Consider the following 14,194-nt stretch of genomic DNA (forward strand, 5'->3'; position numbering starts at 1 on the left):
TTATGCTACACTCTTTGTACAAAGGGGTGAAAAAGGATGTTTAAACGAGAAAAAAGTATAGAGATTCAACAAAATCGTGGTGTGCAATGTGCTCACGGTAAAGTGGCAGTTCAGGGGATTGGCATGAGTGCTTATAGCTTTTTTGTAGATGGTTTACTTATTGATACGGGCTCGTACTCACTTTCGCAGGAGTTCCAATCCTTTTTTAATGAAATACCGATTGAGCAATTGGCGCTCACTCATTCTCATGAGGATCATTCAGGAAATGCAGCATGGATTCAGCAACATAAGGATGTACCTATCTATATTCATGGTGATTCGGTGAGCGTTTGTGCAAAGGATGGGGAGTATCCTTTCTATCGACAGGCGTTATGGGGTGAGCGACCAGCGTTTATTGCTCAACCATTAGGTGAAACATTGCAAACGAAGTCAGCTATATGGGATGTTATTCAAACTCCGGGGCATACGACAGATCATTTAGCATTTTACAATCGAGAAACAGGTGCAATGTTTACAGGTGATTTGTATATACAGACGAAAACTAAGGTTGTTCTTGATGAAGAAAATATCGTACATACCTTGGCGTCCTTGAAAAAAATATTAAGCTATGATTTCGAAGTAGTGTATTGCTGTCATGCAGGCTTTCTTGTGGATGGTCGAATGAAAATACAAGAAAAAATTGCTTATTTAGAAGAATTGGAAAGTAATATAAAGCAATTATTTTATAAAGGTTATTCGGTAGAAGAAATAACAAAAGCAATCTTTCCTCGAGATTATCCGATTATAAAAGTATCAGGGGAACAGTGGTCTTCCAAGCATATTATCACCGCTTTCATCAATCAATTTACAAAAGAGTCCTTAACATAAGGGCTTTTTTTTTTGCTTAGAAATCGAGGAGGACAAGAGAGGGCATCATATAAAACTTTGTGAAAAAATGTGAAGGAAATGTGACGGGACTATATAAAAAAATGGATACGCTTACATTAGTTTGTGAAAAAATTCTCATTTACACAAGAAAAATACTATGTGAAAAGTTGAACAGGCTTAATGGTGGTATTGGTACATTTACGTAAAGGATAATCGATGTAAAAATTATTCTAATATAATTGATTGTGAAGTTGATAACAAGACAAAAAATTAGTATAGAGGATAATAAAACCCGATATTTCGAAGAAAAATTAAAATTGACAGAAAATTCGTTGACTTTACTTTCACAAAGTATTATGATTCTGAAATATATAATAATTCTAATGGAAAAGGATGGGGTTAAATGGATATTATGAAAAAGGCTTTAGAAATGCACGAGTATTATAGCGGTAAATTAGAGGTGATTTCTAAAGTGCCTGTGCAAGATTCATATGATTTAAGTCTTGCATATTCACCAGGGGTAGCTGCACCTTGTGTAGAGATTGAAAGCAATCCCTCGCTTGTTTATGACTATACAATGAAAGGGAATATGGTAGCGGTTGTTTCAGATGGTACTGCGGTATTAGGGTTGGGTGATATTGGTCCGAAAGCGGCGTTACCTGTAATGGAGGGAAAGGCCATTTTATTAAAGCGCTTTGCCAATGTGGATGCTTTTCCTATTTGTTTAGATACGAAGAATACGGATGAAATCGTCAGTATTGTGAAGGCGCTTGCTCCCACTTTTGGTGCTGTAAATTTAGAAGATATTTCAGCACCGAGATGCTTTGAAATTGAAGATCGTCTGCGTCGAGAATGTGATATTCCTGTATTCCATGATGATCAGCATGGAACGGCAATTGTAGTAGGTGCAGGGATGATTAATGCCAATCGTATTGTGAAGAAAAATGTGGCTACGATGAAGGTTGTCATTAATGGTGCAGGAGCGGCGGGAATTGCTATTTTGCGTATTCTTGTACAAATGGGCTATAAAAATATTTATATGTGTGATACAAAAGGTCTCATTTATGAAGGTCGCGCTGATGGTATGAATCCGGTTAAAGAAACGGTAGCCCATTTAACAAATCCTGAAAAATTACATGGCACGTTGGAAGATGCCCTTAAAGGCGCTGATGTCTTTATCGGCGTATCGGTAGCCAATTTATTAACAGAAGCACATATTTCTTCAATGAATGAAGATCCGGTCGTGTTTGCACTAGCAAATCCAAATCCTGAAATTACGTATGAAAACGCCAAAGCATGGGGTGTACGTGTTATGGGGACGGGACGCTCCGATTATCCAAACCAAATTAATAATGTGCTTGCTTTCCCTGGTATTTTCCGTGGTGCATTGGATGTTCGAGCAACAGATATTAATGAAGCAATGAAAATTGCTGCGGTGGAAGCAATAGCCGCCCTTGTTAGTGACGAAGAATTAACGGAAGAATATATTGTCCCTAAATCATTAGATGAACGAGTTGTTGAAATTGTTTCACAAGCTGTAAGTGGTGCTGCTGTTGAGTCAGGGGTGTCGGAGTTATTCCAACAAAATACAGTGCTTTCAGTTTAGCCTTTACAATAGTGAACCTTTTTAAAATAAAAATAAGGCACTTTTTGTTCAATTTTGAACAGGAAGTGCCTTATTCCTGTCTCTATTTCTTATTTATTTTGTTTAGTAGCTTTAATATACATAAATCGCCGTGCATGGACTTAAATTAAGGGTTTCTTGATTTGAAATCATCAGGAGTACCACCTGCACAGTAATTTAAAGGAAAGTGTGACTAGAATAATAGTATGATACATTGCATTGTTTGGAGAAGCACCGCTCGACTCCTGCGGGAAAGCGAGGCAGACGGACCCCGCACGAAGCGAAATGTAGGAGGAGGCTCGGAGCTCGCCCGCGGAAAGCGAGCGGAATGCTTCGGAAAACAACGAAAGATGTAAATTGCAATTTTATTCAAACAAAAGCATACGAATTGGAGGAATGGCATTACGTCCATTGTCTAAACAATATTCTGTTCTTAACTCTTCTAAATTGAATGAAAAAAATCAACAAGTTCATTGATCTGGCGAAGTATATTATCTTTTGGCTCAATAATATCGTAATTCGCCATGTATGGACTAAAATTAAGGGTTTCTTGATTTGAAATCATCAGGGGGCACCACCTGCACAACTCTTTTAAAGGAAAGCGTGACTAAAATAATAGTATGATACATTGCGTTGTTTGGAGAAGCATCGCTCGACTCCTGCGGGAAAGCGAGACAGACGAGACCCCGCACGTAGCGAAGCGTAGGAGGAGGCTCGGCGCTCGCCCGCGGAAAGCGAGCGGAATGCTTCGGAAAACAACAGTAGAGTCACAGTGCCAAAAGAAAAAAGCAAGGTATTCGATGATTTAATCTTGAATACCTCGCGAAGTGAGAAGATATGGACTTTTTCAGTGCCCTCCTCATATAGAGGGGAGATTTTTTTACATCATTCCGATAAAAATGCCGAAAATTAAAAACAGCACAATAATAAGAATAATTAGTAGAATACCTAAAATAATGCTTGGAATTAAGAGTGTTAAGAAGGCCATCCAATTCGGTATTTGATGTGCTTCTGCAATAATGCCTACTGTAATAACGACGGACCAAACTACAACCACAAGGGTTAATAAAATGGCTATCCAGAAAAACCAAGGGTAAGGTCCAGTGAAGTCAGGGTTCATTAAAGACTCAGGTGATGTAAATAACCAAATTAAATAAAAAGGAATAAGTACTATAAATGGAATAGCCGTTAAACTTAGCCCTTTGAATAAGTCTGAGTACGTACCTGTTCCTTTAAAAAGCTTACCGAACAGCCAAGCGATTAGTGCAGAAAAAGCTGTAGCAATTATCGCTGTAATCGGTGCTGCAATAACACAAAAAATGAGGATAAACCAAGGAGACCAGTCTATCATAAATTTGCTATCAATAAGGTCTGAAAGTGTAACACCAAGATAACCAATTGACATGAGAAGAATCGCAAAACCTATTGATTTTTCTTCTATCATGTAACGGGTTGTTTGCTTTGGATGCAACCAAATAGATAAAAATGGATTAACCTTTGGCCTTTTTTGTGATGGTTCATTAAAGTTATCCATCGAATTACCTCCAAAATAATAGTTTAAATGCCTTACGCGTATAATTAGTATACGAATGATCCAATGAAAAGTTTCGAAAGAAATATCATCTTATTAAAAAAAGAGCCGCAAAGGTAGCGACTCTTTTTGATTACTCGTATCTAGTCAGACGTGGCATTTTAATAGAATGGATTTTTTATTCAGCTAACATAATTTTTTCAAGTTCTAATGGTTCTATGTATTGTTCGCCCTTGTAAGCACGCATATTACCACCTGAAATTTCATCAATTAATAAAATTTCATTTGTGTTAGCATCGCGACCAAACTCTAATTTAATATCATATAGTGTTAACCCTTTTTTGGCAAGCTCTGCAGCAACAAATTTAGCGATTTCAATTGTACGTTGTTTTAAAATTGCATATTCTTCGTGTGTTAATAGGTCTAACATGGCTAAAGCATCTTCAGAAATAGGAGGATCTAGTCGATCATCATCTTTGATGGTAACTTCTACGAAAGAATCTAAGTCTTGTCCCTCTTTCACGTAAGCACCATAGCGTCGTAAGAAAGATCCTACTGCTTTGAAGCGGCAAATGACCTCTAAACCTTTACCGAAAACAGTTGCAGGTTTTACCGTCATTGTTGCGTCGTTGAAATTTGCATCAACGTAGTGAGTAGGAACACCTTGTTCGTTTAGTTTTGAGTAGAAATAAGAAGTTAAGCGAAGACCAGCTAAACCAGCACCGTCGATAGTTAATCCTACCGTATTAGCACCTGGGTCGAATACGCCGTTTTCACCAGTTACATCATCTTTAAATTTTAATAAGTAATGACCATCTTCTAACTTGAACACATTTTTCGTTTTACCTGTATACAATAATTCCACAAAAAACCCTCCAATATTTCGTAGTACTCTATTATTATAACACGAATGATTTTAATATTTAATAGTAAAATCGTTCGTTTTAATTTAATCTAAATGTCTGTTTAAACTTGTTTTTTATTAAAAAAGAAGATGATAACGAATATTCGCTATCATCTAATGGTGAGTTAAAGTTATTAATATACGCCTTCAGCTAGCATACCATCAGCAACTTTAATGAAGCCTGCAATGTTTGCGCCAACTACAAGGTTCCCAGGGAAACCATATTTTTCTGCAGCCGCTTTACTATCTGCATAAATGTTTTTCATAATTTCATGTAATTTAGCATCTACTTTTTCAAATGACCAGAAAACGCGACTTGAATCTTGCGCCATTTCAAGTGCGGATACAGCTACACCACCAGCATTGGCAGCTTTAGCAGGACCAAACAATACGCCTGCATTTAAGAATTCGTTAATGGCTTCAAGATCTGATGGCATGTTTGCACCTTCACCAATAGCTTTCACACCGTTAGAGATTAAAGTACGAGCTGAATCGCCATTAATTTCATTTTGAGTTGCACATGGAAGTGCGATGTCACAAGGAATAGTCCAGATACCAGTGCAGCCTTCTGTAAATGTAGCATTTGGACGATAGTTAACGTAAGTAGAGATACGATCGCCTTTTACTTCTTTAATTTCTTTAATTGCATCAAGATCTAAACCGTCTGGATCGTAAACATAGCCTGAAGAGTCAGAGCAAGCAACAACTTTTGCACCATAAGCTTGTGCTTTTTCAATAGCATATGTTGAAACGTTACCAGAACCAGAAACTACAACTGTTTTACCTTCGAATGAATCATTGGCGTCTTTAAGCATTTCTTTTACAAAATAGACAGTACCATAACCAGTTGCCTCTTTACGGGCTAAAGAACCACCGTAGCCAGGAGTTTTACCAGTTAATACACCAGATTCGTTTGCTTTTGTTAAACGCTTGTATTGGCCCCATAAATAGCCTACTTCGCGAGCGCCAACACCGATATCACCTGCTGGAACATCGACATCTGGCCCGATATGGCTGTATAATTCAGTCATGAATGCTTGACAGAAGCGCATGATTTCCGAATCTGATTTACCTTTAGGATCGAAGTTTGATCCACCTTTACCACCACCGATTGGTTGGCCTGTTAAAGCATTTTTAAAGATTTGTTCAAAGCCTAAGAATTTGATAATTGATTCATTTACAGAAGGATGGAAGCGAAGACCGCCTTTGTATGGCCCCATTACGTTACTGTATTGCACACGATAACCACGGTTAACTTGAACTTGATTGTTATCATCTTGCCAAGCTACACGGAAGGAGATGATACGATCTGGTTCAACGATACGAGATAAGATATTGGCTTTAATATATTCAGGGTGTTGTGCAAATACAGGCACTAATGAAATGAAAATTTCTTCAGCTGCTTGTAAGAACTCCGCTTGATAACTATTTTGTTGTTTTAGTTGCTCAAATACGCCATCAACGTATTCTTTTGCTAATTGTTCGTTGCTTAGAGTTGTAGTTGTCATAGTAAAAAACCTCCAGTTATTTGATATTTGTATCGTATATGTATTTTTCGCACTATTCAATAAAATACTTTTTAAAACAGTCTTAAGTTTGTGAAAAATTGAACAAATGGGGGTAGAGAATTATTATTTTAAAATAATAATGGAATAAGTGATTTATCTAATTATGAGAAAGGAATGATGCTTTATTGTGAAGGTTTTAATTGATGCTGATGCCTGTCCAGTCGTGGATTTGGCGCTTTCTATATCATCTGAGTTTGAGATTGAAACAATCTTGTTTTGCGATACATCCCATCGTATTGAACGTGATAATGTAATAACAATTATTGTGCCAAAGGGTCCAGATTCAGTTGATTTTACGCTAGTGAATGCGCTTTCAAAGCATGATATTGTCATTACGCAGGATTACGGTTTAGCTGCTATGGTTTTGGCGAGGGGAGGTTATCCAATCGATCAAAATGGGCGAGAAATGTCCAATGAAAATATCGAACGTTTGCTCGAAATGCGCCATGTAGGACAAAAAATCAGACGTGCTGGGGGGCGTACGAGAGGACCTAAAAAACGAACTCAAGAAAACAATATTTCGTTTGAAATGAAATTTCGACAAATTTGTGAACGAGCAATTTTAGCACAAAAAATGGAGGGATCCCAAGATGGAAAATGAACCTAAACACGAACTATTTAACCAATATCCAAGACTAGAAGAGCTAGCAAATCATGAAACCGTACTCTGGGAAAATACAAAGCGAGAAAAAAAGGTGCAAACAAATCATTTTTCAATGGGGGAAGTGAAAGAGGCAGAAGAAACACTTAAACGCTTTTCTGCTTATTTAAAAATAGCATTTCCAGAGCTGTTGGAAAGCAAAGGACTTATTGAATCATCGATACAAGATATACCTTTCATGAAGAAGGCTCTTGAAAAGGAATTTGATGTGTTATTACCAGGTCAATTTATCTTAAAATGCGATCATGCCTTGCCAATTTCCGGCTCTATTAAAGCCCGGGGTGGTATTTTTGAAGTATTAAGGCATGCAGAGCGGCTTGCAATCGCTAAAGGCAAACTAACAAAAGAGGATAACTATGCGGTGTTGGCAACAGAGGAGTTTCAATCGTTCTTCCAGCAATACACAATTGCCGTTGGTTCTACAGGTAATTTAGGATTGAGTATCGGCATTATGGGCAAAAAACTCGGCTTTAATGTCGTTGTACATATGTCGAGTGATGCAAAAGAGTGGAAAAAAACCTTGCTGCGTGAAAAAGGTGCGACAGTTATTGAATATGATGCTGATTATAGTGTTGCCGTAGAACAAGGTCGTCGAGAGGCTGAACAAGATCCTATGTGTCATTTTATTGATGATGAAAATTCGAAGGACCTATTTGCTGGCTATGCAGTGGCGGCGAAGCGTTTAAAAGCACAGTTTGAAAAGACGAATATTACTGTGGATAAAGCCCATCCATTGTTCGTGTATTTACCATGTGGTGTAGGTGGAGGACCGGGGGGAGTTGCGTACGGGATACGTGAAATTTTTGGAGAGCATGCCCATATCTTCTTCGCTGAGCCCGTAGCATCCCCTTGTATGACAATGGGCTTAATGACAGGTTTACATGATGAAATTAGTGTAGAAGATATCGGTCTTAATAATAAAACCGAAGCAGATGGCCTTGCTGTTGGTCGTGCGTCAAAATTTGTTGGTAAAGTGATGGAAACTTATGTGAGCGGATGTTACACAGTAAAAGATGAGGAATTATTTAAATCACTAGCATTAGCTATGGAGGTAGAAGGATTATTTTTAGAGCCATCTGCCCATGCAGGGATGTTCGGACCCATTCAGTTAATGAAAAATGGACAAAGTTATTTAGAAAAACATGATTTAGTTGATAAGATGGAGCAAGCTACTCATCTTATATGGGCAACAGGCGGAAGTATGGTGCCGGTCGAAATGCGTGAGGAATACATGGCAAAGGCAATGCAAGTAGCAAAAATTAATCAATGAGGTAGTCAATGAGAAAACGCAAGAATGCTATCAAAATCCACATTCTTGCGTTCATTACTGTTAAAATTGGATCACGAGTTTATTCAAAACTTCACATCGTGTTTTATTTCAATTATTCAATGTGTTTTTGCACATTTAGAGTTATTTATATAAATAGTCCAACGCTTGATAATCTTGCTGATAGCGTCCACCGTCCGCTACTTCAGCGTGATATAGAGCTTTTAAAGCATAATTTTTTTGCAAATCCATTTCGGCCATTAACTCTTTTAGGCGATCATGTAATTCACGGTTTTCTTTCACAAGTTGCTGCATTTGCGGTTTAAAATATTTCATCTTGTCTAACTCCTCGATTTATAACGTGCTTATTAGTATAACACTTTTGAGCTTTTAAAATCATAATTTTACTATAAAAGATTATTCAGTCGTTAGGCTGTAAAAATTTTTGTGATTAGTTACCACATTGTATGGATCTTTTGCGGAACAAAAATCAATCAGGACTCATTGACTATGCTTCGGGGTGAGGAAGAGGAGGGAGAAAGAGATGGCCCACTTGATGTCCAATGATTGGGATGATTGAAGAGGGGTAAAATCAAAAATAGAAAGTGAACAAGAAGTTCACTTTCTATTTTTGATTTATTTTGTTGTTGGGTGTTTAAAATCATATGCTTTCCAATTAGATTTTGAATTTTCTTTTATTAAATACAGGTCGTCGTAAAATCCATTGTGGGAAGATAACATACTTTTGAAAGGTTTGCGGTATTGAGAGATAAGTAGATATTCTTTACCATCCTTTGTGCTATAAGTTACAGTAGGTTTTTTTACGTACTGATTTTCTGCCCAGGAATCCATAAAGATTGTGTTTGGATTTAATCTTATATCATCAGTGCCTTTAAATATATATTTGTTATCTTGCGTAAGCATCATATCTTCTTTAATGTATTTATCAATATATTTAGGTGTGAATCCTGGAGATAAAATTTCATATATTTCTGCCTTTGTATAGTAGAAGGCTTCTCCAAGTCTTATCTTATCTTGCATTTTCATTAGACCATCAACTATTTTCTTAGCTTCAGACAGTTTAAAAATGTTTTTTTCTAATTTCTTAATATGGGAATCGCGGTTTAGAGGAAAATGCTTTATTAGCTCCTTGTTATTAAACATATCATTAACGCTAAACATTTTATTTAAGAACGTATCTAAGCGTTGGTCGCTCCCTGAAGTTGTATCTTCTTTAGTGAGATTTTCGGGGTCAAGGTTTAGTATAGTTGCTGCTTTTGTTTCTTGTGGTTTGACACCGCTAAAAATGACTGATAAAACTATGGTAATCATAAAAAAATACAAAAAATTTCTTTTCAAAAAAATCCCCCTCCATTTCAGGCAATTATATCATTGCAATCCCAACAAAATCAATTTTTTACAGATTAATACTCCTGTTTTGCAGATTAAGATATTTCTTTTGTACGTCTAAGGGTATTGGATATCTATAGAGTTTCTTAATGTGGGAAAATATAAGTGAGTTTATATATACGCTGGATGATAAATCGAGGACTTAAGTGCAGCCACACACTCAATTTGAGATTAAATAGGGGCAATAAATAAACAAACCTCCAAATCCATATATAGATTTGGAGGTTTGAAGTTCTATCCCGCATAATCTAGCGGCAAGTGCCGGTGAAGAGGGAATGAAGAAGCCCGCTAATTAAAGTTTCACTTGATCTTTGCATTGTTTTCGCTGAGCGGTTAAAAATACATCCTGTGCTGCCCGTACACCTGCACCTGGCTCAAAGTCATATTCAAAGTCTTGAAGTGCAGCTTCCATTAAAGAAACGGCCTGTAAAACATCACTTGGGAAACAATAGCCCATATGACCGAATCTAAAAATTTCACCCTGCAAATGACCAAGTCCTCCAGCGAAATCTAAATGATATTGTTGCTTTAAATGTGTCAAGAAGTCACCGAGTGCAATCCCTTTCGGTGCCATAATTGCTGTAATGGTCGGAGAAGCATGCTCATCATTAGTGAGAAGTTCAATATTAAGGGCGTTCATGGCATGACGAACCATATTTTTCATTAGTTCATGGCGGGCAACAGTTTTTTCGAAGCCTCCTTCTTCCTCTATAAGTTTACATACTTCGTGAAGTCCATATATAAGTGTGACAGTAGGCGTGTTTGGCGTCATCCCTTTTTCTGCCCAGTTACGATAGCTTAATAAGTTTAAATAATAAGACGGTGTACTATTTTCTTCCATAACGTTCCAAGCTCTATCACTAACGCTGACAAGAGAAAGACCTGGAGGTAACATCATAGCTTTCTGGGAACCAGTAACAAGAATATCGATTCCCCAAGCATCCATTTCAGCAGGAGCTCCACCAATGCAACTTACACCATCGACAATACATAATGCATCCGTTTCCTCACGTACAACTTGTGCTAATTCAGCGATTGGGTTTAAGATACCAGTCGAAGTTTCATTGTATGTAACAAAAACAGCTTTAATATCTTTCAAAGGTTGCAAGAATTCTCGCAGTTCTTTAGCAGTGCAAGCTTGTCCCCATTCTTTTTCAAGCTTATGTACATGAAAGCCGTATTTCTCACAAATTGAAACGAAATAGTCTCCAAACGCCCCAACAGTGACTACAACAACGTTTTCACCAGCAGAAACGGTGTTAACCGCCGCAGCCTCTAAAGCTGCTGTACCACCTGATGGAAGGAGTAGAATATCCTGTTTTGTCCCAAAAACAGGTTTCACTAACTCAATTGTTTTACGGTAAAGCTCTACAAATTCATTGCTACGATGACTAATAATATCGTGACTCATCGCAAGCTGAACCTTTTTCGGAATGGGTGTAGGTCCAGGATGTCTTAAAATATTTTCATACACAATCATCAAACCCCTTTGTTATTGAAAAATGTAAATTTGAAATATTCTAACTATAATATAGCATACTTTTTCTATTGCTAACTTCTTTTTTTAAATTTGATAGATCAAGTTCGTTAGAGGGTAGAAACAACGAATAGTTCCTATTTTTCTTTACTATGGTAAAATTTATATAGAAAGAAGGGGTGAGTGATGGAATCGAGAGTGAAATATCCATATATTTACTTATTATTGGAGTCAAATTTGGTTTTTGTCTATCATATGAAAACATCTAATTATATAAACGCTTCAGATTTAATAGATAGTAGTGAATGGGAGGTATATACATTACCGCAACAATCTATATTTGAAAGATTCAACCATGAAGAAAGTGAAGCAATTGAGGGTAGGGGATTCTATTTAGAGCAAGATCGATTATACGACATTGTAGAAATCATGAATGACTGTATACAAAAATATCGTTTTATGGACCAACGATTAATAACTCAGGCAGTTCATATCGTGAGTTCTGAATCTGCTGCTGGTTCAGTGAGAGTAGCGCTTGCACCACCTAAACATGTGATTGGTTTCCCTGATTGCTTGTCAATGGGACCATTGTGGAAGCTAGAGGAGAAAAGAGGTCAAGCCTTCCGAAATGATTGGTTAATCGAAAATATCAACGACGAACAGGAAGATGTTATTCAAAATAAGTTTATGAATACATTGCGTGAAATAGAGGATATTTCAAATCATGTTCCTATCTATATTTGGTATGGTAATAATGCCGATGAACAATGTGGGCTTCGTTTTTTTCTTTATTTATTACGAGATAAATCAAATGAGATTTTTCTTATAAATACAACAGACCATTGTGTGAATACAAGTCATCTTTGTTCACAGCAATTGGCGAAGCTATTTAGGGATTTAGAAGGGAAAAAGCCACTAACGATCCAGGAACGTCTTACTTTCCAAAATGAATGGGAAATATTATCGCAAACAAAAGATGTTCTGCGCCTATGGATTAATAATGAAATAAAAGGTGTACCAGAAAATTATTTTGATCTGCTTATTATAGAAACAATAGACAGGTTACATAATGAACAAACAGCAAAAGATTTTATAAAGACAGGAACAGTGATTGCGGAACTCTTAGCTTTAGTGAACGAGCTTCCAAGTGTCTTCTTTTTAGAATATAGAATAAGATTTTTAGTCTATAGTGGAGTGCTTGCACTAAAAGGTATTCCTAAGTCAATGAGACACTATAGTGTAAAATTACAAAATAAGTGAAAACCTCTTTATCCTATAAAAGGCGTAAAGAGGTTTTGTCTTTGCATATGTAATTATGCAACGAAAGGTTTATTCATTTTGATTAAGCCATAGATAAAATAGAAAAGTCCGAATGTAATGAACGTTAAAATAATATAAAGTACGGCTCTCCCAGGCTCACCAGACCAACGATAGAACAGGCGATATGTGAAATACAAAACATAAACACCAAGACCTAACGAGGCGAGTAAACCGATAAATGGAATGAATGAGACCAGTAAAAATCCAGCATAAATTAGAACATTCTTTTTCGCTTCAGCCCGAACTGTTACGTCATCATCACCTTTTGCTGTTAATAAGAAAAGGCTATAAACGTTAATAATAGGAATCCAAGCGACATAGGCAAGATCATCAAAGCCATTTGCTTTTGATGCCTGATAATAAATAAGTGAACTAATAATATAGCCTACAATAGCCATTACAAGGAAAATTAACATAATAATAAGGAAGAAACCAGCAAAAAAGGCATCTGTATCATTATAATAATAAGAATTGTACATTGAAAAACCTCCTTTCAAAAAAAATACTTCATAATAATAACAATACTAAAATGCTAAATCTATAGCGGATAGTATCAGGTATTTTATGGAAAAGATATATATTTACTATTTATGGGGATATTTATATTATTTTAGTGATAAATTTTGATAAATTATTGATCGAAATATTAGAAAGGGTTTTGGAATTATCGGGAATCTAGTGGTGAAGAATCATTTTATAAAATTTTTTTGTTGTAGATACTACGAACACTGTAAAGGAAGTACGGCAGAGTACATTATATGCTGTAATCTTTCTTTTAAAGATATGAAGAAAAGATAATAATTAGGCAGATAAAGAATCGAGAAATCCTTTATTACAATTGAATTGTATGTGCAAAACATGGTAACAATTCAGAATTCAACACGAAAAAATAATGTTGGAAAGTGAAATTGGCAGTTTAGAAAGGTTAATCATTTATTTAAATAATGATAAGCATCACTTGCGAGTATGTGATTAGATGATTTCACACTTTCTTTAAACTTGATAATTGAATCATCTTGTGGGGTTCTAAGTATTGGAAAGTATCCAACATTAGCGAATCAGAGTCGAAACAAAAATGTTGGTATTAAAGGGTTTGTATCGCAGATGTGGAAATGTATGATAGCATTAGGTTGGGTGTTAGAACCTCTATGCCAAGAAAAAGAGGGATGTTACCAAAGATATGATTGGGAAATGGATAGCTTAGCTGAATGGCATACTGTTCCAATTGGTGGCATTGTAATAATCGAAGGGGTGTATACCATTCGAAAAGAACTGGCTGACAAATATGATTATAAAATATGGCTAGATTGCCCAAGAGAAATTCGTCTTTCAAGAGGCTTAGTATAGAAGAAGAAAGCATTTAAAAAGAACTTCCATAAAAATGGAGGTTCTTTTTTACTGTAGTATCAATTTTTTAAATTAGGCTTTTTATAGTTGCAGAATATTAACCATTTAACCTTTTGTCTAAAAATAAGTAAAAATAATTACCTTTTTGTAAAAATATAAGACCATCTATTTTTGGTAAAATAGATGACTAACATATTCATTTTTTAGAATATTCAAAT

Annotated in this window: 13 protein-coding genes and 1 pseudogene; 6 read left to right on the forward strand and 8 right to left on the reverse strand. The window is 36.2% G+C overall.

The window, feature by feature from the left end:
• Nucleotides 1–36 precede the first annotated feature (36 nt).
• Nucleotides 37–867, forward strand: a complete 831-nt coding sequence (locus MOK21_RS00450; protein ID WP_249071763.1) for an MBL fold metallo-hydrolase — start codon at nucleotides 37–39, stop codon at nucleotides 865–867.
• Nucleotides 868–1,270: 403 nt separating this feature from the next.
• On the forward strand, nucleotides 1,271–2,473 hold the full coding sequence (locus MOK21_RS00455) for an NAD(P)-dependent malic enzyme (protein WP_249071766.1): 1,203 nt from the start codon (nucleotides 1,271–1,273) through the stop codon (nucleotides 2,471–2,473).
• A gap of 389 nt (nucleotides 2,474–2,862) precedes the next feature.
• Here the strand turns inward: MOK21_RS00455 and MOK21_RS00460 are convergent.
• From MOK21_RS00460 to gdhA, 4 genes and pseudogenes are all read right to left on the reverse strand, one after another.
• Nucleotides 2,863–3,056: pseudogene (locus MOK21_RS00460) on the reverse strand (transposase); the annotation flags it as partial.
• Nucleotides 3,057–3,371: 315 nt separating this feature from the next.
• Nucleotides 3,372–4,025: a YIP1 family protein gene (locus MOK21_RS00465; RefSeq protein WP_249071768.1), complete on the reverse strand. Its 654-nt coding sequence runs from the start codon at nucleotides 4,023–4,025 to the stop codon at nucleotides 3,372–3,374.
• Between the two features lie 175 nt (nucleotides 4,026–4,200).
• Nucleotides 4,201–4,887: a phosphoribosylaminoimidazolesuccinocarboxamide synthase gene (locus tag MOK21_RS00470; RefSeq protein WP_249071769.1), complete on the reverse strand. Its 687-nt coding sequence runs from the start codon at nucleotides 4,885–4,887 to the stop codon at nucleotides 4,201–4,203.
• 173 nt (nucleotides 4,888–5,060) lie between these two features.
• Nucleotides 5,061–6,434 (reverse strand): NADP-specific glutamate dehydrogenase, encoded by a 1,374-nt coding sequence (gene gdhA / locus MOK21_RS00475; RefSeq protein WP_249071771.1) that lies wholly within the window; start codon nucleotides 6,432–6,434, stop codon nucleotides 5,061–5,063.
• Nucleotides 6,435–6,621: 187 nt separating this feature from the next.
• On the opposite strand from gdhA, the gene MOK21_RS00480 reads away from it, so the two are divergent.
• Both MOK21_RS00480 and MOK21_RS00485 read left to right on the forward strand, forming a co-directional pair.
• The gene (locus tag MOK21_RS00480; RefSeq protein ID WP_249071773.1) at nucleotides 6,622–7,095 is read left to right on the forward strand and encodes a YaiI/YqxD family protein; all 474 of its coding nucleotides are present in this window, start codon (nucleotides 6,622–6,624) and stop codon (nucleotides 7,093–7,095) included.
• A complete protein-coding gene (locus MOK21_RS00485; RefSeq protein ID WP_249071775.1) occupies nucleotides 7,085–8,425 on the forward strand; it encodes a D-serine ammonia-lyase in 1,341 nt (446 codons plus the stop codon). The genes MOK21_RS00480 and MOK21_RS00485 overlap by 11 nt, the downstream gene beginning before the upstream one ends.
• Before the next feature lie 141 nt (nucleotides 8,426–8,566).
• On the opposite strand, the gene MOK21_RS00490 is transcribed toward MOK21_RS00485, so the two are convergent.
• The 3 genes from MOK21_RS00490 to MOK21_RS00500 all read right to left on the reverse strand — a co-directional run bounded on the left by MOK21_RS00490 (nucleotide 8,567) and on the right by MOK21_RS00500 (nucleotide 11,306).
• Nucleotides 8,567–8,758, reverse strand: a complete 192-nt coding sequence (locus MOK21_RS00490; protein ID WP_053482024.1) for a hypothetical protein — start codon at nucleotides 8,756–8,758, stop codon at nucleotides 8,567–8,569.
• Between the two features lie 300 nt (nucleotides 8,759–9,058).
• Nucleotides 9,059–9,781: a hypothetical protein gene (locus MOK21_RS00495; RefSeq protein ID WP_249071777.1), complete on the reverse strand. Its 723-nt coding sequence runs from the start codon at nucleotides 9,779–9,781 to the stop codon at nucleotides 9,059–9,061.
• A gap of 343 nt (nucleotides 9,782–10,124) precedes the next feature.
• The gene (locus tag MOK21_RS00500) at nucleotides 10,125–11,306 is read right to left on the reverse strand and encodes a pyridoxal-phosphate-dependent aminotransferase family protein (RefSeq protein WP_249071779.1); all 1,182 of its coding nucleotides are present in this window, start codon (nucleotides 11,304–11,306) and stop codon (nucleotides 10,125–10,127) included.
• A 189-nt stretch (nucleotides 11,307–11,495) separates the two neighbouring features.
• Between MOK21_RS00500 and MOK21_RS00505 the strand changes: the two genes are divergently transcribed.
• Nucleotides 11,496–12,569, forward strand: a complete 1,074-nt coding sequence (locus MOK21_RS00505; protein ID WP_249071781.1) for a DUF1835 domain-containing protein — start codon at nucleotides 11,496–11,498, stop codon at nucleotides 12,567–12,569.
• A 53-nt stretch (nucleotides 12,570–12,622) separates the two neighbouring features.
• Here the strand turns inward: MOK21_RS00505 and MOK21_RS00510 are convergent, their stop codons facing one another.
• Complete coding sequence (locus MOK21_RS00510) at nucleotides 12,623–13,108, reverse strand: hypothetical protein (protein ID WP_249071783.1); 486 nt, start codon at nucleotides 13,106–13,108, stop codon at nucleotides 12,623–12,625.
• Nucleotides 13,109–13,733: 625 nt separating this feature from the next.
• On the opposite strand from MOK21_RS00510, the gene MOK21_RS00515 reads away from it, so the two are divergent.
• Entirely contained in the window at nucleotides 13,734–13,976 is a 243-nt protein-coding gene (locus MOK21_RS00515; RefSeq protein ID WP_374110077.1) for a hypothetical protein, read from the forward strand.
• The last annotated feature ends 218 nt before the right edge of the window (nucleotides 13,977–14,194 follow it).

This window comes from Lysinibacillus sp. BPa_S21 (assembly GCF_023337795.1).
Taxonomy (GTDB): domain Bacteria; phylum Bacillota; class Bacilli; order Bacillales_A; family Planococcaceae; genus Lysinibacillus.